Here is a 24,721-nt window from a genome sequence, read left to right on the forward strand (position 1 = left end):
GATGAAAAAAATAGTAATAACTCTTCTGTTGTTTGCTATGGTCTCTATATCAATGACTGCTTGTGGGAAAGAAGAACATACGGCAAATTACAAAGAAGGACATAGCGTAAATTACGACAACGCATTATTAGCCACTCATTACAATGCACTTGAAGAACTAGCTTATGATGCTGGACTAATTATTGAAGCAGAACTGACCGGAAAAACGAAAGAAATCCCGTTTAGAAGCACTAGGTATAAACTGACTGAAGTTAAAGTAAAAAAAGTGATTAAAGGAGATATAGCATTAAATTCTAATGTGGTTCAACTTCTTGAGATCGCTTCCCTTAGTATGGACCCACACAAGAACAATATCTTATTTTTAGATAAATATGAAGGCCCAGTAACAAATGATGCACACGTTGTTGTAGGACTTTATCAGGGGAGATTTAAAATCAACGACGATAATCTAGTCGTTTATGACGCCGATAAAAGTAATGGAGTTAAGCATTTTCAAGCAGCTGTCGAAGGTCTAGATACAAGAACATTTGAGCAACAAATTCAAGAAGCTATAAAGAACGCTAGACCCCCTAAGTCGAATCTACCGCAATTAAGTGAAGCAGAACAAAAATTAGCGGAAGAAGAAAGTCATAAGATATTTTTAGAAGATAGAAAACGGATTGAGGAAGAGGAGAAACGAATCGCGGAAGAAAAGAAACTGAAAGAGGGCGCTAACAAGTAGGCAATAGTAACAGCGTTAAAGTTAAAGAGCTGAGGGGAACCATTGAAATGACCACCAAAAGTTAGACTAATCTATAGTTAAGCGGCTTCTAAGGCATGTGTTCGGTACTGTACCGGACTCATGCTTTTTAATTTCACCTTAATCCGCTTGTTATTGTAGTACTTGATATATGCTGCTAGTTCTTTTTTGAAATGCTCAATTGATTCAAACTCCTGCATATATAAACTCTAATTGTAAGATGCCAAAGAAGCTCTCCATAAGGGAATTGTCATAACAATTCCCTTTGCGCACCATACTTTGCGTTATCCCTCGTTCTTGCAATGCTCCTCAATAGTGTGGAATTTGATAGTGCCATCCTTGATCGCGGAATGTATCGGAAGCGTATTATCGTCGCTTAGACGCCAAAATGCCTGCTCTAGCATCGTCGATAAGAGGGTGTAGACCGGACGAGAATACACGCATTACATGTAATCCCTTCCCTCATCTTATAAGTGACCGTTTTATACAAAGAGGCTATAGCGTTTTCCAGAACGATTTCGGGAAGCTTATAGCCTCTTTTTGCTTGATGTTATGCTACCCGTAAAGGTGCATATTTGCATTTGCATTTGTGTACGTAATATGAAGTTTCGTTTTACACCCTGTAAGATATATGCAGCAAGAGAATGTGTTATAAAGCGGTGAGTGTAAATGTAAATGGAATGGTGAGAGAACATGTTTTGAGAGAGCATATTTATTGAAGATAGACATGAAAAATAAAAGCTGTGAAGTATGTCTTAGAAGGAATAGGCTGAGGATCGTGAGTTGTTGTCGTAGTTGACGACGACGACTTCATTGACACCGCCGCGAGCAGTGCCTTTGGAGTTGATCAGGCGTTTGGCATGAACATGATGGATGTGATAGTTGCGGTATAAGTCGGTGATGAACTCGGTAGCGTGGTTGGAAAGCATGACATATACACCTTTTTGATCTAATTGTTTGTATAGTTCGGCAAGTCTCCGTTGTTCTTCTCGCGCAAATCCTCCCTTGGCGTAGGAAGTGAACGATGCAGTAGGTGAGAGGGTATCATAGGGTGGATCGAAGTAAACGAAATCTCCTGCCTTTGCTCGGCTAACTGCCGCCGCATAATCACCATGATGAATCTGGATCGTATTGCGGTTTAAATAACGGGAAAAGGCGCGTACTTTATGTTCTTGCACGATATTTGCTTGTTTGTATTTACCGTACGGTACGTTAAACTTGCCGCGACTGTTAACGCGATATAGACCATTAAAGCATGTCCGATTTAAATAAATGGTGCGCGCAGCACGTTCAATCGAAGAGAGTGACGCATAAGTATCTTCTTCTCTGTCCCAACTGCGGACTTCATAATAATGAGCTTCGGTGTTGATGTGTCCGTTGAGGGCGGTAATTAAGGCTTCTGGATCATGTTGGATTACTCGATAGACATTGATTAAATCTTCATTAATATCATTAATTACGGCAGCTTGGGGCTTTAACGAAAGGAGCATGGCCGCTCCTCCTACGAATGGCTCGTAGTAGGTACATATGGACCAATCCAATTGCGGCAGCTGAGTGTGCAGATGATGAAGTATTTGCCGTTTGCCCCCGGCCCACTTTAGGATCGGCTTGAGCACGGGTTTTCTCCTTCCATAATGGCTTATATTGAGGAGCGTCCCTTAGCATGACTGAATATAAGCTAAGGGACGAACATCTGTTTACCTATTTTAACCAAGTACAAACGAGGAATCAAGACATTGATAGGTTTAAAAAGGTGCCCATTTCAATTGACGTGCTTTTAAATAGCGTTCGTTTACAGCAGGCCAATATACTACATTCCACCAGTCTTTAATATAGTCAGCGCGTTTGCTCTGATGTTTCAAATAGTAAGCGTGTTCCCAAACATCGAGCACGAGCAGCGGGATGACATCCCATTGTGATAAGTTCTGGTGCTTCTCTGCTTGGAGAATTTCCAAGCGACGGCTTCGAGGGCTCCAGACGAGGAGAGCCCAACCGCCTCCCTCTACCTTTTCTGCTGCTTTGGAAAATTGCTGCTTGAAGGCTTGATAGCTGCCAAAGTCTTGCTCAATTTGGCGTCTTAAATCACCCTGCGGCTCACCTCCACCTTTTGGATTCATTACGTCCCAAAAGATCGTATGCAAATAATGCCCTGCACCGTTAAAGGCCAAATCGCGCTCTAGCGCCTTGATCTGATCGAAGTTGCCAGTGCGGCGAGCTTCGACTAGGGCCAGCTCGGCTTTGTTCAGGTCGTCGACATATGCTTTGTGGTGGATGTCATGATGGATTTGCATGGTCTTCGTATCAATGTATGGCTCTAATGCGTTGTAAGGGTAGGGTAGTGGCGGCAAGCGATGCCCGCCTGGCGGCACGTAAACATTGTCCGCTGGACGTGCCTCTTCAGGAGCCGCTTGGCGCAGTTGCGGCTCTGAGGCTGCCGCTGGTTGAGCGCTAGCCGCAGTTTGCGGAGCATACGGCGAGCCTTGCGGCGAGTAAGGCGAGTTGTGCTGGCTAGCCGCGGCTTGCGGCGAGTAAGGTGAGCCATGCTGCAACGCCGCAGCATGTGGCGCGTGTGCCGTGCCGTGCTGCATGGCGCCAGCACCGTTAGGCGGGCGCTCGCTTTGCGGCGGAATGGCTTCGCCAGCCGCACAAGCCTGTGACTGCGCCGGGCGGCTACCGATGGCCGCCGTCACATCATTGGGCCTAACAGCGGCTGAATGATACGCCGCAGCCGGGCCTTGCCCATACGCCGCGGCGTTCGCTTGCGCTTCGGCGAGCGGGGTGCTCGTCAGCGACTTCGTCACGCTAACGAACACATATGATTCGCGCACGACGTGGGCGCATAGAAGCGGTGCGGCTGACGTATACCGCACCGCTTGGCTGTACTGCTTGATATGCTCCAACTGTTGAATAAAATGCTCCGATTGCTGGACAGAAGCGCCCAGCAGCTGATCAATTTGTGTCAGTAAGGAATTGTCCCAACGTGTATCCGAGCTAATGCAGTTGTGCAGCCAGCCGCGCGCCGTCTCCTCGGTTTTAGCAAAGACATGCTCCCATTCAGTAAGCACTTGACTGAAGCTTGGTTCCAACTCCGGAACGACGCTGCGAATGAGCACAGCATGCTCTTTCTCTTGATTTTTCCAATCTTGTATCGCTTCCAATATGCGAATCGGCATGTAAGGACCGTAAATAAGCAGCATGGTAATCCTCCTTCACCATACGTGATGCGTTCATAATCATATGTATGAGGAGGAATGGTTGGACTATAACAATGGTAATGTTATCGATATGCTTGAGCGTGACAAAGGGGAGAGAAGGTGAAAAAGGTGAGGTTTCAAAAAGGTAGTGTAAAAGAGCATCGTAATATCAAATTTCCGTACGCATGAGCTCATAAAACATAACCAATTATGGTGTGGACAAAAATGCAGCTATTTTAATAAAAAAACATCATTTTGCCTTCAATAAGGACAAAAGTGCAGTTGTTTTTCCCGGCTAAGCTCTATAAATGGGTATAGAGGCTAAAATAAATGCACTTTTGCCGATAATAGCCCAAATAAGCACAATTAGAGTTAAAATAACTGCAGATTTGTCAGATGTGCTTTGTGCGAATGCAGGTTTGTCGACCATTTAAGCTATGTGCTTTCTGGGAATAACAATTTTTCACTCATCTCAATTAGGAGCTTTGACACAATTAAATAACCAAATATCCCCTTCCTATTTAGGAAAGGGATATTTATAACACCGAATGGTTTAGCGTTTAGCCGTGAGCTGGGGATCGCGTTCAGCAGATGCCTCTAGGAACTGGGCGACTTTGCGCAAATACGTCTTGCTGTCTTCTCGATAGATGAGCTCATGGTGAGCGCCGTCTACGATCCAAGAGCTGGAGAGAGCAGGGTCCTGATTGCTAGCAATTTGCTCTGCAATGGTATAAGGAGCTTTCGTATCTGCTGTTCCATGAATGAAGAAGGTTGGAATCGAGTACTGATGTGCCTTTACTTCATCATAGGGTATCTGCTGCAAACTTGTATCATTCAGTAGTGGGAACATGATGCGTAATAATTGCAGCGATGGTTCTTTTGGAAGATTTACAAACTGCTCCAAGTTATGATAGAGCGTATCTGGCTCTAGCAAGAACATGCTGTCGAGTACCATGGCATCGATATCGCTGCTTAGTAAGCTGGCTTGAAGGGCAGTTCCAGCTCCCATTGAGAAGCCCCATACGACGATATGTTCCGAACCTCGCTTTTTCGCTAACTCAACTGCACCGAGAAGTTGTTCTTTCTCCAGTCTTCCGCCCGTTGCTTTTGTCTTATGGTTTGGTGACGCAAAGCCGTAGTCAAACATAATGACATTATAGCCGAGGCGTTGAGCGAATTGGGCTAGGTCATACATGGGTACCCAATATTCTTCTCGATTTGCTCCATAGCCATGGCTCAATATAATCGTCTTCTTGGACGCAGAGCTTGCTGGAATGTACCAGCCTTCTACGAGTGTATGCTGATCACGCGCAGGAAAGGTCACATTTTCATATTGGAGTCCTTTCGCTGTCATCGGATTAGCGAACAGCGGCGGGACTTGAGGGTTCGCGAACATCCAAGCAATAAAAGCATGCAAAGCTAAAAAGATGACAATCACGGTGAACACAGCGGATAACAGCAAGGCGATGAGTATATGTTTCAACTTCACGCGCTTCATTCGAGCGGGTATTGCTGGCTCAATAGGAGCGATCCAGTCGGGTTGGACGTTTGGCGTTGATATCATAGGTGAACTCATGGCAGATGCCTCCTTTTTATTCGCGATGTTTCACGGATGAGCTTTGTAACAAATCTGATGTATAAATATGGAACGAAAGGCCTAGTCGAGTGTTGTCGAACAGGCTGATCTCTGTGCAATGCTCTCGTTCGTTGTCATTGAATTGAAATCGTTTTCTACTACTCCCATCGTATGCGGATAACCCTGCTAAAACAATGGTATTGCACGATTTGTAAGGCGATTGTAATGCTCGTGTAATATAGTAAACTTCATGTAAAAAAAAGCGCGAATGATGGGACTAAAGTCCAGCGTAAACATCTGTCGTTTGAAATAAGCAAGAGGCATACGGATTGGGTTGGATGAATATCTGGGCGGACCTATTCAATGTCATATTAGTTGTCATTTTGAAATAGAGTATGGATAAGCATGTACTTTTTTACTTGTGCAGTATACCGTATTCTTTTTGTTCTATTTAGCAATTTAGCAACAACATCTCTTTACGCAAACAAATCTCAGCGTTATACTAGATGTAACAAAGTTCCATGTAATGGAACGAAAGAAGGTGATTTACCTATGGAGGAAAGCGGAGGTAAGTTGACAGTTCGTGCGGTCGAAAGAGCGCTTGATATATTGATGTGCTTCAAGGATGCCCATGATTTGAGCTTAACGGAAATATCAGGACGAGTGGGTTTAAATAAGAGTACTGTTCATCGTTTGCTGGCGACGCTGGAGGAGAAAGGTTTTTTACTGCGTGACGGAGATAAGTTCAGACTCGGATATAGTGTCTGGGAGTTGGCAGCAAACTTGACTCAAGTGGATGATGCAGCTCAACTGCTGCTTCCTGAAATGGAGCGTTTGCGTGATCAGCTTGGAGAGACGATAAGCTTGTATGTACGGGATGGCAATGACCGGATTCGCATCCAAGCGGTACAGAGCAATCAGGCGATTCGTCGTGTAGCACCGATCGGTGTACGATTGCCTCTATATGTAGGGGCGTCGAGTAAAGTGCTTCTTGCTTTTGCGGATGAAGCAGAGCGTGCAGAGACGATGCAAAGTTCCTCTTGGCCTGGTTCCATTGAGACAACAGACTTTTTGCAGCAGCTAGAAGAAGTGAAAAAAGGCGGGTACGCATTAAGTGTGGAAGAGCGTGAACCTGGGGCAGCAGCCATATCCGTGCCTATACTGGATCGTTCCCATCGTATTTCAGCTGCGTTGTCCGTATCTGGCCCTGTTAGCCGCATGACTCCGGATACGATGCGGGCGTACGCTCCTTTGCTGATGGAAGCGGCTTCTCGTATGGAAAAGATGATACGTACCGTTAATTTGTAAGGATTTATTTATAAGGCTTATTTCTCTGGAATTACTTGCATAATTGACTTTATTCCGTTATGGTTAGTGAGACATGAGTTAACATTTACCATGCAAGAACTGCATATTGTTACTAGGGGTGCCTCCGAGTGGAGGCTGAGACAAGATCGCGCTGAAGATCTTAAACCCTTTGCACCTGATCTGGATTATACCAGCGTAGGGAAGTAATCGGCACGATAAGCACCAGTAGATAAGGATGCGGACATTTATCCTTTTTCTAGGTGTGTGGGTATATCGACGACAGCCGGTTCCTTTACGGGACCGGCTTTTTGTATGTTTGAATCTATTGTTGAATCACATACAGCCGATATATACGAGTTACAACTGCGCAACTTACCTTTAAGCCCTCTTATTTGCAAAAATGATGTAGTAGGGGCTCCTCTGTTAGGTATAACCGATAGATTTGCACATTTGCAGTTTTCGTCATGGCATGACCAAGGAGGAAATGAACATGAAGAAACCTACAGCCACATCTGCACAATTGCAGACTGATTCTACCCCTAATAGCTTTTCAACTGAATCTTCTACCATTGAACAAGTCACCACAACTGTACAAACGGAAATGGAACTATCCGCAGACGCTCCATCAGCATCCCAACCATCCAAGCGGATGATCGAACCTTTCCCTAGCAGCCGCAAAGTATACACCGTAGGCTCGCGTCCAGACATTCTAGTACCGGAGCGAGAGATTAAACTGCATGATACAGAGACGCCAGACGGTATTGAGCATAATCCACCATTGCGCGTATATGACACAAGTGGTCCATACACAGACCCAGATGTCACAATTAACATTCGTAATGGCTTGCAGCCGCTAAAGCAGAAGTGGGTCCTTGAACGCAATGATGTAGAGGCTTATACTGGCCGTGAAATCAAGCCAGAAGACAATGGCTTTCGTACGGAGCAAGGTGTACGGGTTGCTGGAGCTGAACAGTACCCTGCTGTAAACACACAGCCACTTCGTGCGAAGACGGGTCAAAATGTGACCCAAATGCACTATGCACGAAAAGGCATCATTACGCCGGAAATGGAGTTTGCAGCTATCCGTGAGGGTTTGTCGCCAGAGTTTGTAAGAGATGAGATAGCTATTGGCCGTGCAATATTGCCGTGCAACATTAATCACCCTGAGTGTGAGCCAATGCTCATCGGGCGCAACTTCCACGTAAAGATTAACGCCAATATCGGTAACTCTGCCGTTGCATCTTCGATTGATGAAGAAGTAGAGAAGATGGCATGGGCGATCCGTTGGGGCGCAGATACGATCATGGACTTGTCCACGGGTAAAAATATTCATACCACACGTGAGTGGATTATACGCAATACGCCTGTTCCGGTAGGTACGGTGCCAATCTATCAGGCATTGGAGAAAGTAAACGGCAAGGCAGAGGACTTATGTTGGGAAGTGTTCCGTGACACGTTAATTGAGCAGGCGGAACAGGGAGTCGATTATTTTACCATTCATGCGGGCGTGCTGCTTCGTTACATACCGATGACGGCTAAGCGAATGACAGGGATTGTATCGCGCGGAGGCTCGATCATGGCGGCATGGTGCCTGGCGCACCATAAGGAGAATTTCTTGTATACGCATTTTGAAGATATTTGTGAGATTATGAAACGCTATGATGTTGCTTTCTCGCTTGGTGATGGCCTTCGTCCAGGCAGTATTTATGATGCGAATGATGAAGCGCAGTTTGCGGAGCTGGAGACGCTTGGTGAGTTGACAGAGATAGCGTGGAAGCATGACGTGCAGGTGATGATCGAAGGACCTGGTCATGTGCCTATGAACAAAATTAAAGAGAACGTCGATATTCAGCTGGAAATATGTAAAGAAGCACCATTCTATACGCTGGGGCCGCTGACGACAGATGTGGCGCCAGGTTATGATCATATTACGTCTGCTATTGGAGCGGGCATGATTGGCTGGTTTGGTACAGCGATGCTCTGTTATGTAACACCGAAGGAACATTTGGGTCTTCCTAATAAAAATGATGTCCGTGAAGGAGTTATCGCCTACAAGATTGCAGCTCATGCAGCTGACTTGGCGAAAGGACATCCACGTGCCCAGAAGCGAGACGATGCATTGTCCAAAGCGCGCTTCGAATTCCGTTGGCGCGATCAGTTTAATCTGTCCCTTGATCCAGAGCGTGCGATGGAATATCATGACGAGACGCTTCCAGCAGAAGGAGCTAAGTCCGCTCATTTCTGCTCCATGTGCGGGCCGAAATTTTGCAGCATGAGAATTACCCAAGATATTCGCCAGTACGCGAAGGAGAACGGACTGGATGATCATGCAGCGATTACGGCGGGGATGGAAGAGAAGGCGGAGCAATATCGCAGTAAGCTATCAGCGACATCCTAAATATACGTGCTTTCATTATAAATTTATGTAACAGGGTGCATGGCTCCTGTTCATAATGTAATTAGTCCATTTTCGTTATGATTCATGTACTTTATGCTATAAATAATAACATCCATTAAGGAAGGGTCGACAATTTGTCGATCCTTCTTTTTTTCTAACTGCATCAATATCTAGTGGTTGTTTACGGATTGTCAATGCGAACAAGCAAACTTTCTTTTTTTATTTTTTTGTGAATAAGAAGGATATGTGTTGAAGCACAAACCTGCTTGTCCATGGAACCTCTGAAAGACACGGAATTGTCGATATGTCCGCAAAGGCTTACGGGGCAAGAGATGGGTATTTTGTGCAAAGAAAACAAAGATTTGGAATGTGCTCAAGTCCATTGACAAACACTATATATTGATATAAATTTGATAATGCACTCAAGATATTGTTACGGATAGACATTTCAAACACCATAGATAGCAGCGTCTCTGTCAGGGACAATGATCTATGTATGATCGCTTTAGATGGGGCTGACAGGCTTCATATGAAGATGGAAGGAGATACGATTAAAATGTTGGTTGCCTATGATTCCAGAACCGGAAACGTACGGAGATTTATAAATAAATTAAACCTGCCTGCGGTGCAGATTGACGATAAAATGACGTTGGACGAGCCGTTTGTACTCATTACCTATACGACAGGATTTGGTGAAGTGCCAGCCAAGGTACAATCCTTTTTGAAAAATAATTATGCTCGTTGTGTGGCGGTTGCAGCGAGTGGCAATCGTAACTGGGGTGAATGCTTTGGCCGCAGTGCGGACATTATAGCTCGTACGTATGGTGTGCCTGTGTTGAGCAAGTTCGAATTGGCAGGTACAACACAAGATGTAGAGCGGTTTAAGCAAGGTGTTGCTCGTTATACGGGCTACCAAGAGGAGGTGAGTGCAGTTGCGTCATATTGAACTAAACAACTTGTTAATGCAGCGTGGAGCGGATGGCTTCTTCCGGTTGGAGCGAGATAAGGAAGCTGTACAGGCATTCATGGAGGAAGTGTTTGCAAAGAGTATTTCATTTACCAGCTTTGCAGAGAAAGTTCGCTATATGATTGACAATGATTATTATGAGGATGTTTATACGACGTACTCGCCAGAAGCTGTAGAAGAGATTTATGAAATTGCACATAGCTATAATTTCCAATTCCAATCCTACATGGCAGCATCCAAGTTTTACACAGACTATGCGGTGAAGACGAACGACCGCTCTCAATACTTAGAACATTACGCAGATCGTGTTGCGATCGTTGCTTTGCACTTGGCACGTGGCGATGAAAATATGGCTCGCGAGCTTACTAGAGCGATGATGGAGCAGCGCGTACAGCCTGCAACGCCTACATTTTTGAACGCAGGAAAGAGCCGTCGCGGTGAGATGGTATCTTGTTTCCTTTTAGAAATGGACGATGCGCTTAACTCGATTAACTTTGTACTCGGCACGTGCATGCAGCTCTCGAAAATCGGCGGTGGCGTAGCAGTTAACTTGTCGAAGTTGCGTGGACGCGGTGAGCCAATTAAAGGCGTTGAAGGAGCAGCGAAAGGCATTATGCCTGTTCTGAAGCTGATGGAGGATGCATTCTCTTATGCAGATCAGATGGGACAGCGCAAAGGTTCTGGCGCAGCTTACTACAACATTTTCGGCTGGGATCTCATGGAGTTCCTAGACAGTAAGAAAATTAATGCGGACGAGAAGACACGCTTGAAGACATTGTCGATCGGCCTAATCGTACCGAATCAATTTTACAAGCTAGCGGAAGAGAACAAACCGCTTCATCTATTTGCACCATATTCCGTGTTCAAAGCATATGGTGTGCATTTAGACGATATGGATATGGATGAAATGTACGAGCAACTGCTAGCAGACGATCGTGTACGTAAAAAGGAAGTAATGAGTGCGCGTGACATGCTGACGAAAATTGCGATGATTCAGCTTGAATCTGGTTATCCGTATATTATGAACAAGAGCAATGCGAACCATGCTCACGCGCTTAAAAATATCGGTAACATCAAAATGTCCAACTTGTGCACGGAGATTTTCCAACTGCAAGAGACATCCGAAATTACCGACTACAATCAAGAAGACATTATCCGCAGAGATATTAGCTGCAACTTGGCGTCTTTGAACATTGTTAACGTAATGGAGCATAAGAAAATGAAGGAATCCGTACATGCAGGCATGCTTGCACTGACTTCGGTCAGCGACATGACTCGTATCGAAAATGCACCAGGTGTTGCTAAAGCAAACAGTGAACTGCATTCCGTCGGTCTTGGCGCGATGAATTTGCACGGATTTTTAGCTAAAAATAAAATTGCTTATGATAGTGCAGAAGCGAAAGACTTCGCGCGCACCTTCTTTATGATGTTGAACTTCTACTCCTTGGAGAAAAGCATGGAAATCGCGAAAGACAGCGGCATTACGTTCCAAGGGTTTGAACATTCTGATTATGCAGATGGTTCGTATTTCGAGCGCTATCTAGAGACAGACTACCGTCCAGTTTCGGATAAAGTGAAGCAGTTGTTTGAGGGAATGAACATTCCTAGTCCGGCAGAGTGGCAATCACTCAAAGAAAACGTACAAAAACATGGTTTGTACCATGCTTATCGCTTAGCGATCGCACCAACACAAAGTATTTCGTATATTCAAAATGCGACTTCCAGTGTTATGCCGATCGTAGAGCAGATTGAGACTCGTACGTATGCCAACTCAACAACTTACTATCCAATGCCTTATATGGCAGCTGATAATTTCTTCTACTATAAGTCAGCTTATCAAATGGATCAGTTCAAAGTGCTTGATCTGATTGCTGAAATTCAAGTGCATATTGACCAAGGAATTTCCACGGTGCTGCACGTAAACAGTGATGTGACGACGCGTCAGCTAGCTCGCTACTATATCTATGCAGCGAAGAAGGGCTTGAAATCGTTGTACTACACACGTACGAACCGTTTGTCTGTTGAAGAGTGCATTAGCTGCTCCGTATAATAGAACGATGATAGATACAGGCAACGAACGAGAAGGGAGCAACAGAATTGAGCGCCATGAAAGCTGTCAATTGGAATCGTCCCGATGACGATTTTACAATTACATTTTGGAACCAAAATATTATGCAATTTTGGACGGATGATGAAATTCCACTATCAGACGATAAAATGTCATGGTTGACATTGAATGCGGATGAGCAGGATTTATATATGAAGGTACTTGGCGGTCTGACGCTTCTTGATACGATTCAAGGCGGCGTAGGTATGCCGAAAATATTGGACCATGTAGAAGGTTTGCAGCGTAAAGCCGTTCTTGGATTTATGGCGATGATGGAGCAGATCCATGCCAAGTCTTACAGCAGTATTTTTACAACGCTGGCAACGACGGAAGAGATCGACGGCGTATTCCGCTGGGTAGAGGACAATGCTTGCTTGCAGAAGAAAGCGGAGATGGTGTCCCGCTACTACACGAACATTGAGACGCGCAAAGACTTGTACTTGGCGATGTGTGCTTCGGTATTGCTGGAAAGCTACTTGTTCTACAGCGGCTTCTTCTATCCGCTGTATCTAGCAGGGCAAGGCAAGATGACGAGCAGTGGCGAAATTATCGACCTTATATTGCGCGACGAAAGTATCCATGGTCTCTATGTGGGTGTGTTGGCTCAAGAGTTGTTCGCGGAATTGAGCCCAGAAGAGCAGGATGCGGCTGTGGCAGAGTTCCAAACGCTATTGAAGGAACTGCATGCGAATGAAGAAACGTACACGGAAGAGCTGTACACAACGATTGGCTTGACGGAGGAAGTGAAGAAATTCATCCGTTACAATGCCAACAAGGCGTTGATGAACCTTGGTATGGAGCCGTTGTTCCCAGAGGAAGAAATCAATCCAATTGTGTTTAACGGAATTAGCACGCGTACGAAGCAGCATGACTTCTTCTCGAAGAAGGGTAACGGATATGTTCGTGCGATGCATGTTGAACCGCTGACAGACGACGATTTCCGCTTCTAGTCAAGAAGCGAAGCGATAGATGGCGATATAACCAGAAGTGATGAATAAGCGGCTGTAAATACGAAGCGGCTAAATAGGAAAAGCGTTAACGCGGCCACTAGAGGCTGACCTTGTTTGCGAGGCAAGGTTCAGCTCCGTGGCGAGTCGTTAACGCTTTTTATTGTTGTTTGTATGTTTTAATCTCATAATGCATCATATATCAAGTTATGTACAACTATTCATCTTCTAATTACTAATATATATTTCATAGTAATCATGTTTCATGCTTAGAGTGAGCCGACCGACCACACTATTTAGACGATATTAGTAGGATTTAGCTAGGTTTGCATGTAATGGACGACTTCTAGTCCAGGATAGTGACAAAAATGCAGTTATTTTATCTGGAATTGTCCCTATTTGAGGGATTATCGGCAAAAGTGCATCTATTTTAGCGTCTTTCCCTATTTTAAGCATATATTTGAAGAAATAACTGCACTTTTGTCCTAATCTATCTCAAAATGACGTTTTCTACTTTAAATAGATGCACTTTTGTCCATAAGTTTTGGATTGTAGGGTTAAAAGCCGACGGTTATTTGTTTACGTTCATTATCCTCGTCCCAGGATATCGTACACGTAACTTTTTCTTTGAAGGAAGCTAGCTTCAGATCATCATCAAATGCCACAACAAACCTCAATTGCGTCTCACTATTGCTATCCAGATGAGTTCTTTTTATGCCAACGATAGAGGCTTGAATGTAGTTTAATGGAGTAGGTTCATTAATGTTTACGTCTAGGTTAGAAGCTTGTTTGGTGCCTTCATTTTTTATACGTACGAGAATATCGAGTAGCTTGATGCTGCCCGAGCTTTTAGTTAATACAGCTGGTTCTAGTTTCATAATCTCTTCTTTATTAGATACAATTCTATAGTCGGGGGAGATAAACAGATCGACACCTTCTTTAGACTGCTTCATTCGCTCCATCATCGAATCATGTTTCATCTCTTCTTGAGTGCAGGCCGTATTCAGTATGAACACCACCAGCATCAATACTAGTAGTAGGTATTTATTAATAGCTATCAACCACTTTTCCTCCTTTATTCTAAGTAATCATTTCAATCACAATGAATTATCAGTAATTATGAAAATAATGTTATAAGCTGCAGTAGTACGAGAGATTGCTTTTTAGAGATAGTTGAAAAAAATACCAAGGATGTTATTGTAAAAAAAGTAATTAGATAGTATTATATATGAGCGCGCGTAAATAATAGAATTATGAGGTGGAAAATGAAAAGAACAAAGTTGTGGAAAAATTGGATAAGAAATATCTCTGCTGCACTTGTATTCGTAATTGTATTTTTATCAGCAGGTCAGACTTATGCTCTCAATGAAACTTCCTCACTTCCTCTTGCATATTCCAACGAGATATTAACTCAACATAATCAAGCCTCCATCAACAAAGACATTAAAGATCAGAGTGATATTATAGTCCCAAATGCTCATCCAATTGTTTGGATTGGATATAGTATTTCTAAATTTATAACTTGGGTAGCAGCTGGTACAATAATAGCTCATACTGTATATATTGCTGGACAGCAATATGCTCTCGTTACAGACTTCGCTGCGCAACTAGGACAAACAAACAAGAAAAAAGAGGATCTTCCTGACTATTATAAAGCTAAGATTAGACCAGGAAAACACGGACAGTTGCATGTAGGTGACCCTCTTACACAAGAAGAGGCTATTTCTTGGTTGAAGCAGAATAAGAACAATGATGTGTGGGCTACGGATTCAATGGAAGCATTTTACCTTGCTTCGCAAATAGGAAATGGCAAATGGCCGGTAAGTGAAAATCATGCAGAAAGAGGTTCAGTTGATTTATTATATTATTGGCACTATCATGATCAAGATAGAACAGTAGGCCATATTTTTTATGGCACGGAGTTTAAGGTAGGTCAACAAAGTTGGACTCCTTTCTTCCTGCCAGAGCCAGTAATTAATTAATAAAATTATCTTTGGGTAGATTACCAAATTCGAGAATGGGGCCACTGTGTGTTACATAAGCCCTATTCTCGAATTTGCTTTTAATTTTCCGTATACCAAAAAACTTAATTAAAGGAGAATAATAATGAATATATACACACTACACGAAAAGTTTTTGACATTAAGTTTGCCTAACCCGTTTACTTTAGAAGATATCGATAAGAGATTAAAGGAGCGGTACATGGCTGAAGAAGTAAATGTAAATCGATTTGCTGACCTAGCTAAAGATCCGTATGCTAATTTTAATGAAGCAGTGAGGGCATATATTTTCAGAGATAAAGAAGTGATAGAAGAGCTAGTGAAGGTAAATGATGAGACAAGTACTTTCCTTATAAGAAATTACCTAGAGGTTAATTTAATTCTTGAATCCACCGATCATAAATATGTATCGGGTCTGACCATTCAAGGAGGATCTGAAATTCTTGGATATGAGCTTTATGTATTTCGTGGTCTTCCACCACAACAAATGGTGTTAGGAAATGAATATTTTGAATACTACTTAAAATGCTTATATATGACAGGGTATATTACATTTGAAAATGACCCTTACTATGAAGTTGCTTGCCAACGAGTACGCGAAGATAAAATGAGAGGGCGTTTAGACATATTCTAAAGCAGCCCTCTAACCCCAATCTCCTCAACTTGTTGCATTACTTTATTAGAATCTGATATTTTTCGAAAAATGATAACTTTCTTCCCGCTGCCATACTCCACTATCTTTCGCTTGATTATAGGTCTGTTGTTTCTCCTAAAACTCCAAACCCATTTTATAAACGCCCAGTCAAGTTTCTCCTCACAGCCTTCATTCCTATCAGGTCTTGTTTTCCCGTGATACTGTACCCGTCTTTTGATGACTCGGTACATGTTCATAATAGAAGGGAGATCGAAAAAGACGATGACATCAGCTTCCTTCATTCGAATATCCAGCGTCCTGTTATAATCCCCATCTACAATCCAAGACTCCTCTTTTACTAGATTGTTCATAAACAAATCCCAATCTTCATTTGGCGTTGCAACCCAATCAGGCCGCCAGTAGTAGGCATCCAGATGATAGATAGGCAACTTAGTAAGTGTGCCTAGTTTTCTTGCAAATGTAGATTTTCCTGAACCGGGAGATCCGATAATCATAATTTTCATAGGCAGGGGCTCAACTCCTGTGGTATTTGTGTTCAGTTAGTTACTTTGATACAACGTTCATTCGAATCTAATCTAATCGGAAAAGGTAAGGGGTTATATTCTATATCAGCTTTCATTGATGAACGATGGCGGATTGGATTTCTTGGATTAAGGATAACGCGTACGCACTAGATTCCATTGAGCCAGAAAAGATTGAATTCGGGAGCGGTAAGATTGCGAAGAAAGAGTTCGATGATTTGCAAATGCTGAAGCCATTGCTGCAATCAAAACGAATTGTTTATCTTGGTGAAAGTACACATGGAGCGGCACAATTTAATAGTGTGAAAACAAGATTGATACAGTTTTTGCATCAAGAAATGAGATATAACGTGCTTGCTTTTGAAAGTGGGCTAGGAGATGTTACAGCAGCGCAAGGTAAGTTGACCAGCGGCACATTAGAAGCAACTGCGTGAAGCAGGCGATGATCTGAAAGCTTATCAAAAGGTAAAGCCTAATGCGATTAAGACCTTTGAAAAAGTGAAACAGCAGGTGAAGCCGAACGCAGAGCGTTTGAAGAAAGCATACCCAGATGAGCCTCATATCGTTAAGTTGATGGAGCGTGCGTTCAAGGTAAAGATTGACGTTATTAATGAATATAACGAGTTGAGCATTCGTGGTCAGGTAGATGCGAAGCAAGGTAAATACGATACGATGCTGCAATCTTTCGCATGGCGCGATAAAATGATGGCTGCAAATTTGCTCTGGCTTGCAGAAGAGGTGTATCCAACGGAAAAAATCATTGTATGGGCACATAATGACCACATCCGTAAAGCTCATTCCGAAGTTGAAGGTACGCCATATACGGTGAAGTTTATGGGTGAATTGATGCCGGAAGAGTACAATAAGTACAGCTATGTTCTTGGTCTTTATATGGCTGGCGGTGAGACTGCTGATAATTTAGGCAATAAAAAGGATGTTGTCACATTGGAGCCAGGTTCGATGGAATCGATTCTGTCTGCATCCAATAAGCCATATACGTTTGTAGATTTGCGCTATCAGCGTGAAACACGGGGGAACTCTTGGATGTTCGAACCTGTAACTACGTACAGTTGGGGAATGATGCCGGAGAGCATGAACGTACGTGAGCAATACGATGGCATTCTATTAATTGATAAAGTGAACGCGCCTAAGTATATCAAATAGATAATGAATCACTGCTACAAGAATGAAGCGCTGAATCATCGAATTGGATTCAGCGCTCTTTACTTATTTATTGCTTGAGTGGACTCAATTCGACATCAAGTACAGGTTTGTCTTGCTCAATTGCTACTCTCATTTGTTCAAGTGCAGTTCTTGTTCCTTCATCTAACTGTTCCCAAACAGTATTCGCTTTGAAATACATATAGGAATACAGTCTACGATATTTTAATAGGAACGGAATCTGTTCGAGCTGCTGCTTGGTTAATGGCTGATAGGCCGCAGCATATCCTTTGCCGAAGGACTCCATAAATGAAACGGCCCATTTGTCTCTGTCAGCCTGATCGGAGATACGAGCGAATTGCAAAGAGTGATAAAGAATGATGGCGATATCATAACTGTACCAATGATAGAGGCAGTCGCCAAAGTCGAATAGAACGAGTTCTCCATCATGGACATAAAAGTTATGCGGATGCAGATCGTGATGGACAAGCCCGTATACATTTGAATCGGTTGGCCAGCTTTTTAGCTTGCTCACATAGGTATTCCATTGTAAAAGTACTTCTTTACTGACAAGGGGAGGAGAATGTATAAACGCCTCCTCATGCCATTCGAGGCGTTTGTTGTCATCTAGTATAGGTTCCATTTCTGCCGCCACACGATGCATGTTCCCCGTTGCTTCACCTATTTTGTAAAATAGAGTATTGTTCCAAGCTTCTTCGTGCTGATTTTGGAGCAGCTTACCTGCCGCTTTCTCATAAACGACTGCTAAAAAAGCTCCCTCATCCAGCTGTATCTCCTCAATCCATAGACTCTGTTGAGAGAAAATAGGTTTCGTAATACGTACTCCTTTCCGTGATAAATGCGTCATCCATGTTAGTTCGCTAGCTAGTTGTGAGTGATCGGCAGGAGACTTGTACGTATATAATTTTAAGATTACCGATTCTTCATCTCTCTTAAAGGAATACACATTGTTAGCAAATCCACCGAGCGTTTGAATGGAAGAAGGATCACCGCCATATCTCCGGCAGGCTTCTTCTAATAAAGACGGGGACCAATTGTTGGATTCCAATATCATCCACCTCCATGCAAGAAGCGTAGCATAGATGCAGGATGGATATCAAAGGGTGCCGTTGCGCACAGTTCTGACTTGCGAAGAGTCGCTCCTTTTAGGTAGAGGCGCTAGGGCACGCGATTGCTGAGCGATTAATAGAGACGGGAGTCCTTATACGCGATAAAAGCAGCCGTTCGGTTTATTCGACAGAGGAAGGTTTGTTAGAGTTTGAACAATGGTTTCCATCATAAGTGGAAATGATGCTGCTATAGATATATGTGTATCCAAGCTGATTTTTAACCTAAATTTAAACTTCAAGTATCTCCCATTTAACTTTTGGGGTCTAAACTTATCTTATACGAGAAACAAGAACAAACATATCAATTCGTGAGCAAACATAATGCGTAATAGTAGAAAAAGATTCGTACATACATTACTTTACTTAGAATAGGGGAATGAAGATGAATACGATGAAGATGGCAACGAACAACTCAAATAAAGGATGGCGTGGACGCCTGCAAGCGATGCTGTTAACGGTTACGATGACGGCGATGGTAATGACAGCTTGGCTCGGACCTATTAGCTCCGTTCAAGCGCAAGCGGCAGCAGCACAACCAGAACAGAAAGCGGAGCAAGCCGCTCAACAGAGTCAACAAGCCAAAGAGCAAATCGAGAAGGCAATGGATAGCCAAGCCCGTACCTATAAGGAATCAATCGCAGATTGGAAGAAATATGTGAATGATCATGCCTATGCATTGAAGTCGATTCAACCGGAACAGCGTGTGAATGGCTCGATACCAGCAAGCAATTTTGAAGACCTTGATATGTTAGTTTCATTGTTAGCAGATAAGCGAATTGTTTATTTGGGAGAAAGCACCCATGGCGCTGCTGAATTCAACTCGGTGAAGACACGTCTCATTCAATATTTACATCAGCAGCTTGGCTATAATATGGTTGCATTTGAAAGCGGTCTTCCTGATGCAGCAATTGCACAAGGGAAAATGAAAAATAAGACGGCTGAAGAAACGATGAAGCGTTCCATCTTTAAAGTGTGGTGGACGGAGGAAACACTTCCTTTGTTCCAGTATATGAAGGATACACAAGACAGCGAGCGACCACTTCGATTGGTAGGCTTCGACATTCAATGGCGCACACCTCTTCTTAAGGATGCTGCATGGTTAAAGGATAAGAAGCTGCAAGAAAAAGTATTGAAGGCAGAAGTGGAGTTGCTCAAATGGAGAGACAGCAAAGACTTAGCGGGCTATCGTAAAGTGAAGCCAGAGCTTATTACTTTGTATAAAAAATTACTGAAGCAAGTGGAAGCTCATGAAGGAGCATTGAAAAAAGAATATCCGAATGAACCGAAAATTATGGTGCTGATGAAACGTGCGGTCGAGGATCGTATCCGCTTTATTAACGAATATGTTGAAATTAATATTGAAGGCAATATTGCTTTTGAAAAAGGGGACATGTTGGCTGCGTTTCGTGCTACGGAGTGGCGTGACCGTGCTATGGCAAACAATTTGATTTGGCTCGCTACTGAGGTATATCCGACGGAGAAGTTTGTTGTGTGGGCTCATAATGGTCACATTAGCAAGGCACAGTCCAAAATTTATCCTTTCGAAAATGCGCATAAATGGATGGGCGAGTTGATGCCGAAGTCACTTCAGCGTCAAAGCTACGTTATGGGTCTGTACATGGGGAGTGGAGAATCGGCTGACAACGATACGAGAGAAGCGATTCCTGTACAGCCTTCGATACCAGGGACTTTAGAGGATATTTTATCTGGAGCGAAGCAGTCTTACACGTTTGTGGATTTACGCTATCGTGACAATGAGCGTGGCAGCTCTTGGATGTTTGAACGTGTCTTCGCCTATGATTGGGGATATATGCCGACTTTGATCGTACCGCGTCATCATTATGATGGTATCTTGTTTATCGATAAAGTAAAGCTTCCTCGCTATATAAAGTAATTGCGCAAGATATAGGCAGTTAAATAGATTTATAGAAACGGTAACGCTGCATCGAGAAGTGATGCAGCGTTTTTTCTACTTTAAGACGGGAAGTTTTTTGCGGAAATTGAGCTAGTTTCTCATATTGTCATAGTGTATTGTAACGATAAGATTTCCTTCGAGATGATTTCCTGAATGGATATATACGGCCTATCTCCAAATAAGATAGCACAAAATGTCAAGACGCCCATCGTGCGTAACTGCTAGGATGAAATCAACATAAACCATATTGAAATTAGGGAGTTGAACGTAATGAAACTAGTGAAATCAACTCACACATCCCAGCCGTTGTCTGCACGATGTCGCCGCTTTGTTTTGCTTGTATTGACAGCCACAATGGCATTAACATCTACTAATTCCATTAGTTATGCTGCAGCACCGAGCCATATTGCTTCTGCACAAAGTGACTCCAACTCCAAGCAGGGCAAGCAACTTGAGCAGCAAGGAGATCAAACAGTAGAGCTGACAGTAGAGCAGACAAACAAGAAGATACATCCCAAAGAAGAACGTAAAGCCCGCAACTACCCGGAGGCTATTGCCAATTGGAAAAAGTATGTGAATGACTATGCTTATGCTTTCAAATCCATTCAACCGGAGAAACGAGTAGATGGGGCGATTCCGGAAAGCAATTTTGAAGATCTCAATATGTTAGTTCCGTTGTTAGCGGATAAGCGCATTGTCTATTTAGGAGAGAGTAGTCATGGCGCTGCTGAATTTAACTCCGTGAAGACACGTTTGATTCAGTATTTGCATCAGCAGTTGGGTTATAACTTTGTTGCGTTCGAAAGCGGTCTTCCTGATGCGGCGATTGCACAAGGTACAATGAAGAGCAAGACGGCTGAAGAAACGATGAAACGTTCTATTTTCAAAGTATGGTGGACGGAAGAGACACTTCCTATGTTTCAATATATGAAGGATACGCAGGACAGCCAGCAGCCGCTTCGGTTGCTAGGCTTTGATATTCAATTACAAACTCCTCTGCTTAAAGATGCACGGTGGTTAAAAGATGAGAAGCTTAAAGAGCAAGTCATGAAGGCAGAGGCTGATTTGTCCAAATGGAGCCGTGGAAAGGATTTAGCGGGATATCGTAAGGTGAAGCCAGAACTTCTTAGTCTGTATAAAAAATTAAGAGAGCAAGTGGCATCTCATGAGGAGGAATTGAAGAAACAGTATCCGAATGAGCCGAAAATTGTGGTGCTAATGAAACGGGCGGTAGAGGATCGTATCCGCCTCATTAACGAATATGTTGAGATTAATATTAATGTAAATATAGATATAGAAAAAGAAGGCATGGAAGCGATGTATCGTGCAACGGAATGGCGTGATCGTGCCATGGCGAACAATTTGATTTGGCTTGCTACGGAAGTCTATCCAGAAGAGAAGTTTATTGTCTGGGCCCATAATGGTCACATCAGCAAGGCACAGTCTCAAATTGTTGACGGCTCCCATAAATGGATGGGAGAACTTATGACAGATAATCTCCAACGTCAAAGCTACGTCATGGGACTTTATATGGCAAGTGGAGAATCGGCAGAAAATCAAACAAGGAAACCGATTCCTGTACAGCCTTTACTTCCAGGATCGATGGAAGATATTTTATCTTCATCGAAGCAGCCTTACACGTTTATGGATTTGCGCTATCGCGACAATGAGCGTGGCAACTCGTGGATGTTTGAACGTGTCGTTGCTTATGATTGGGGAATGGCTGGTACCTTGATTGTTCCGCGCCATCATTATGACGGTGTCCTGCTTATCGATAAAGTGAAACTGCCTCGCTATATCCAATAATAAGAGGCCATATCAAATTAACTTTTAACATAAGCAGAGTAAGCAGAATAAGGAATATAAGCAGCATAAGCAACATAAGCAGTGTAAGTGGTCCAAACGTTGCTTCAATTACTAAAAATGAATGAGTTAATGTCTATTATACATGGAATTTTATTAAAAATGTCTTCGTAATAGTGGACATACATTTTAAAAAAAGTATATACATGCTCGCTGAACGGAAACCTGTATCTGGTGTGATGGATGTTATTGAAGCACTAGATGTAGTGGGGTGGGGATTGAAGTGCGTTTCGGGACTATATCTCTATGATGTCCACCTTTGTATAGACAAAACTATGATTTGTCCTTATAGGGAAGACGATTTATTGCAACAAGTTGTAGTTAATTGTAATCTAGAGTATCAAAATACTAAACTGATAAACGCAAATAGCCCTTGTACCATTTTGAAAATAAAGCCAAAGCGATGAAAGTACGCTGCTGATAAGCGCGTACTCTCATCGCTTTTTCACATCATTGTTCGTATTCATATGTTGAGCATAAGCAGCATGATTGCTAGCAGCGTTGTGGCCGTTAGGCCAATGAATACGGGAATCAGATTACGCCGCGCGAGCTCGAACGGGCTGACGCCGCAGATCGCAGCGGCTGGGATGAGCGCCCACGGGATAAGCGTTCCGCCACCGACCCAGATGGCGGCGACCTGCCCTAGGGCGGTCAAGGTAGCAGTGCCTCCACCAATGGCACTGCCGAACACGCTGGCGACTGAGCCCGCCAGCGAAATGCCAGAGAAGCCTGAGCCGTCGAGGCCCGTTATCGTGCCGACGGCGGTCATCGTGACAGCGCCAACTGCTGGATGAACGGGCGCATTGTGGGCTAGGGTAACGCCAAGGTCATTGACGATACCATGCGAACCAGTTGGCAGCACCGAGCCGTACAATTCTGTTAAAGCCGCGTCGCCAAGATAGAAGAACGCGGCGATAGGAATGACAGGTCCAAACACTTTAAAGCCAAACAGGAAACCATCGATAAGATGTGTCGTCGTTTGTTCTAATCCTTTTCCACGATAGGTGAGTAGATTGATGAGGAGGAGAATAAGTACCGCGGTACCACCTACAAGTGCAGTGGCTTCACCACCTTGGAGATTATATCGGAATAAGATCATGACATCGAGCGCAAATAGAAGAACGATTAATAGGGCGGATAAACGTTTTAACAGCGGAGTGAGTGCAATAGTGCCCGTCAAAGGGATATCGGTATCGTCACTAGCATTATTAGAGTTATTGGAGCTATTAGGATAATCAGGATTATTAGGATGATTAGCGCTGTTATTCTTACTGTCCTTAATGCCCTTATCAGGAGAAGGCCTAGTTTCCGCAGGAGCTGTCATATATGCAATATTCGTAGAGTCTGTCTTGCCTACATTTTCTGTAGATTCTACTCGGGTCTCCATTGTACTGCTAGTAGGTTGCAGTCGCCCTGACCTCAAGTCTCGCCGTATCAACCAAAAGGCTGCGCCTGTCGTTACTGCTCCCATGACCAGTACGAGCGGTAGACTAGCACTAATGACGCTCTCTACGGGAATGCCTGCGGCATCAGCTGTTAACTTTGGAGCACCTTGGATAATGAAATCGCCGGACAAAGCGATGCCGTGTCCGAACAAGTTCATCGCCATGGCGACAGCGAGCGGCGGCAGTCCAACTCGGATCGCCGCTGGTAGCAGCACGGCGCCAACAAGCGCAACGGCAGGCGATGGCCAGAAGAACAGACTTATCGTCATCATAACAATGCCGATTGTCCAATAAGCCATCGCAGGACTGCGCATAAAGCGCGTAAATGGAGCTACGAGCGCTTCGTGAATACCTGAAGTGAGCAGGACGCGGCTCATACCAACGATAATCGAAATAATAAGTATCGTAGGCATAAGTTCTTTCATGGCATAAATGAACGTAGAAAAAATACCACTGACTGCTGTTACCAGAGAGGAAGTGGCGAACCAACCGAGAAGCAATATGCCGACGATACAAACAAGTGTCGTATCACGGCGCTTTATTAGACAGCCAATAATAAGCAGGATGAAGGTAAGATAAATCCCATGAAGCCAAGATAATTCCATCACAGTACACATACCTCCTTTAATTCGAAAAGGCTTACATTTGGGTGATCTATCATATGCAGCGACCTATTCTTCGGAACGTATGGATTGAGATAGAAAATGGATGAACACAAATGCATCGTGCCAAGGATTTACTGTCAAATGATCAACTCGGATCAGAAGAGGAACATCATAATTGTTACCTAACAAA

General features: G+C 43.5%; 19 protein-coding genes, 1 pseudogene and 1 riboswitch. Of the genes and pseudogenes, 12 read left to right on the forward strand and 8 right to left on the reverse strand.

What is annotated here, in order from left to right:
• Window position 1: 1 nt before the first annotated feature.
• On the forward strand, window positions 2-721 hold the full coding sequence (locus tag H580_RS0110205; RefSeq protein WP_028594694.1) for a hypothetical protein: 720 nt from the start codon (window positions 2-4) through the stop codon (window positions 719-721).
• Window positions 722-798: 77 nt separating this feature from the next.
• Here the strand turns inward: H580_RS0110205 and H580_RS26635 are convergent.
• The 4 genes and pseudogenes from H580_RS26635 to H580_RS0110225 all read right to left on the reverse strand — a co-directional run.
• A pseudogene (locus tag H580_RS26635) lies at window positions 799-1,173 on the reverse strand (transposase); the annotation flags it as partial.
• A gap of 321 nt (window positions 1,174-1,494) precedes the next feature.
• Window positions 1,495-2,355 carry a DNA adenine methylase gene (locus tag H580_RS0110215; protein ID WP_028594695.1) on the reverse strand — a complete coding sequence of 287 codons (861 nt, stop codon included), beginning with the start codon at window positions 2,353-2,355 and terminating at the stop codon, window positions 1,495-1,497.
• 129 nt (window positions 2,356-2,484) lie between these two features.
• A complete protein-coding gene (locus H580_RS0110220; protein ID WP_028594696.1) occupies window positions 2,485-3,936 on the reverse strand; it encodes a Fe-Mn family superoxide dismutase in 1,452 nt (483 codons plus the stop codon).
• Window positions 3,937-4,486: 550 nt separating this feature from the next.
• Entirely contained in the window at window positions 4,487-5,509 is a 1,023-nt protein-coding gene (locus H580_RS0110225) for an alpha/beta hydrolase (RefSeq protein WP_028594697.1), read from the reverse strand.
• 552 nt (window positions 5,510-6,061) lie between these two features.
• Between H580_RS0110225 and H580_RS0110230 the strand changes: the two genes are divergently transcribed.
• The 5 genes from H580_RS0110230 (at window position 6,062) to nrdF (ending at window position 13,239) form a co-directional block, all read left to right on the forward strand.
• Entirely contained in the window at window positions 6,062-6,817 is a 756-nt protein-coding gene (locus H580_RS0110230; RefSeq protein WP_028594698.1) for an IclR family transcriptional regulator, read from the forward strand.
• A gap of 104 nt (window positions 6,818-6,921) precedes the next feature.
• A riboswitch (TPP riboswitch) is annotated at window positions 6,922-7,036 on the forward strand.
• A gap of 382 nt (window positions 7,037-7,418) precedes the next feature.
• Window positions 7,419-9,215: a phosphomethylpyrimidine synthase ThiC gene (thiC, locus tag H580_RS0110235; protein WP_084509142.1), complete on the forward strand. Its 1,797-nt coding sequence runs from the start codon at window positions 7,419-7,421 to the stop codon at window positions 9,213-9,215.
• Window positions 9,216-9,771: 556 nt separating this feature from the next.
• On the forward strand, window positions 9,772-10,161 hold the full coding sequence (nrdI, locus tag H580_RS0110240; RefSeq protein ID WP_028594700.1) for a class Ib ribonucleoside-diphosphate reductase assembly flavoprotein NrdI: 390 nt from the start codon (window positions 9,772-9,774) through the stop codon (window positions 10,159-10,161).
• Window positions 10,148-12,232, forward strand: coding sequence for a class 1b ribonucleoside-diphosphate reductase subunit alpha (gene nrdE, locus H580_RS0110245; RefSeq protein WP_028594701.1), 2,085 nt, complete (start codon window positions 10,148-10,150; stop codon window positions 12,230-12,232). Before nrdI ends, nrdE begins: the two co-directional genes overlap by 14 nt.
• 56 nt (window positions 12,233-12,288) lie before the next feature.
• The gene (gene nrdF / locus H580_RS0110250) at window positions 12,289-13,239 is read left to right on the forward strand and encodes a class 1b ribonucleoside-diphosphate reductase subunit beta (protein WP_028594702.1); all 951 of its coding nucleotides are present in this window, start codon (window positions 12,289-12,291) and stop codon (window positions 13,237-13,239) included.
• 554 nt (window positions 13,240-13,793) lie between these two features.
• Here nrdF and H580_RS0110255 read toward each other — a convergent pair.
• Entirely contained in the window at window positions 13,794-14,297 is a 504-nt protein-coding gene (locus tag H580_RS0110255; RefSeq protein ID WP_028594703.1) for a hypothetical protein, read from the reverse strand.
• A gap of 204 nt (window positions 14,298-14,501) precedes the next feature.
• Between H580_RS0110255 and H580_RS0110260 the strand changes: the two genes are divergently transcribed.
• Window positions 14,502-15,218, forward strand: a complete 717-nt coding sequence (locus tag H580_RS0110260; protein ID WP_028594704.1) for a hypothetical protein — start codon at window positions 14,502-14,504, stop codon at window positions 15,216-15,218.
• A 220-nt stretch (window positions 15,219-15,438) separates the two neighbouring features.
• On the forward strand, window positions 15,439-15,870 hold the full coding sequence (locus H580_RS0110265) for a pyruvate kinase (protein ID WP_245583536.1): 432 nt from the start codon (window positions 15,439-15,441) through the stop codon (window positions 15,868-15,870).
• On the opposite strand, the gene H580_RS0110270 is transcribed toward H580_RS0110265, so the two are convergent.
• Window positions 15,867-16,394: a DNA topology modulation protein gene (locus H580_RS0110270; protein ID WP_028594706.1), complete on the reverse strand. Its 528-nt coding sequence runs from the start codon at window positions 16,392-16,394 to the stop codon at window positions 15,867-15,869. The genes H580_RS0110265 and H580_RS0110270 overlap by 4 nt on opposite strands.
• A 125-nt stretch (window positions 16,395-16,519) precedes the next feature.
• Between H580_RS0110270 and H580_RS26640 the strand changes: the two genes are divergently transcribed.
• Both H580_RS26640 and H580_RS26645 read left to right on the forward strand, forming a co-directional pair.
• Entirely contained in the window at window positions 16,520-16,846 is a 327-nt protein-coding gene (locus H580_RS26640) for a hypothetical protein (protein ID WP_051217383.1), read from the forward strand.
• Between the two features lie 46 nt (window positions 16,847-16,892).
• Complete coding sequence (locus H580_RS26645) at window positions 16,893-17,576, forward strand: erythromycin esterase family protein (protein WP_342663188.1); 684 nt, start codon at window positions 16,893-16,895, stop codon at window positions 17,574-17,576.
• Between the two features lie 67 nt (window positions 17,577-17,643).
• Here the strand turns inward: H580_RS26645 and H580_RS0110280 are convergent, their stop codons facing one another.
• On the reverse strand, window positions 17,644-18,642 hold the full coding sequence (locus tag H580_RS0110280; protein WP_028594707.1) for a phosphotransferase enzyme family protein: 999 nt from the start codon (window positions 18,640-18,642) through the stop codon (window positions 17,644-17,646).
• Between the two features lie 443 nt (window positions 18,643-19,085).
• On the opposite strand from H580_RS0110280, the gene H580_RS0110285 reads away from it, so the two are divergent.
• Together H580_RS0110285 and H580_RS0110290 are read left to right on the forward strand one after the other, a co-directional pair.
• On the forward strand, window positions 19,086-20,597 hold the full coding sequence (locus tag H580_RS0110285; protein ID WP_245583537.1) for an erythromycin esterase family protein: 1,512 nt from the start codon (window positions 19,086-19,088) through the stop codon (window positions 20,595-20,597).
• 291 nt (window positions 20,598-20,888) lie between these two features.
• A complete protein-coding gene (locus H580_RS0110290) occupies window positions 20,889-22,424 on the forward strand; it encodes an erythromycin esterase family protein (protein WP_051217385.1) in 1,536 nt (511 codons plus the stop codon).
• Between the two features lie 520 nt (window positions 22,425-22,944).
• Here H580_RS0110290 and H580_RS0110300 read toward each other — a convergent pair.
• Window positions 22,945-24,531, reverse strand: coding sequence for a membrane protein (locus tag H580_RS0110300; protein WP_028594711.1), 1,587 nt, complete (start codon window positions 24,529-24,531; stop codon window positions 22,945-22,947).
• Between the last annotated feature and the right edge of the window lie 190 nt (window positions 24,532-24,721).

Source organism: Paenibacillus assamensis DSM 18201 (assembly GCF_000422445.1).
In the GTDB taxonomy this organism is placed as follows: domain Bacteria; phylum Bacillota; class Bacilli; order Paenibacillales; family Paenibacillaceae; genus Paenibacillus_B; species Paenibacillus_B assamensis.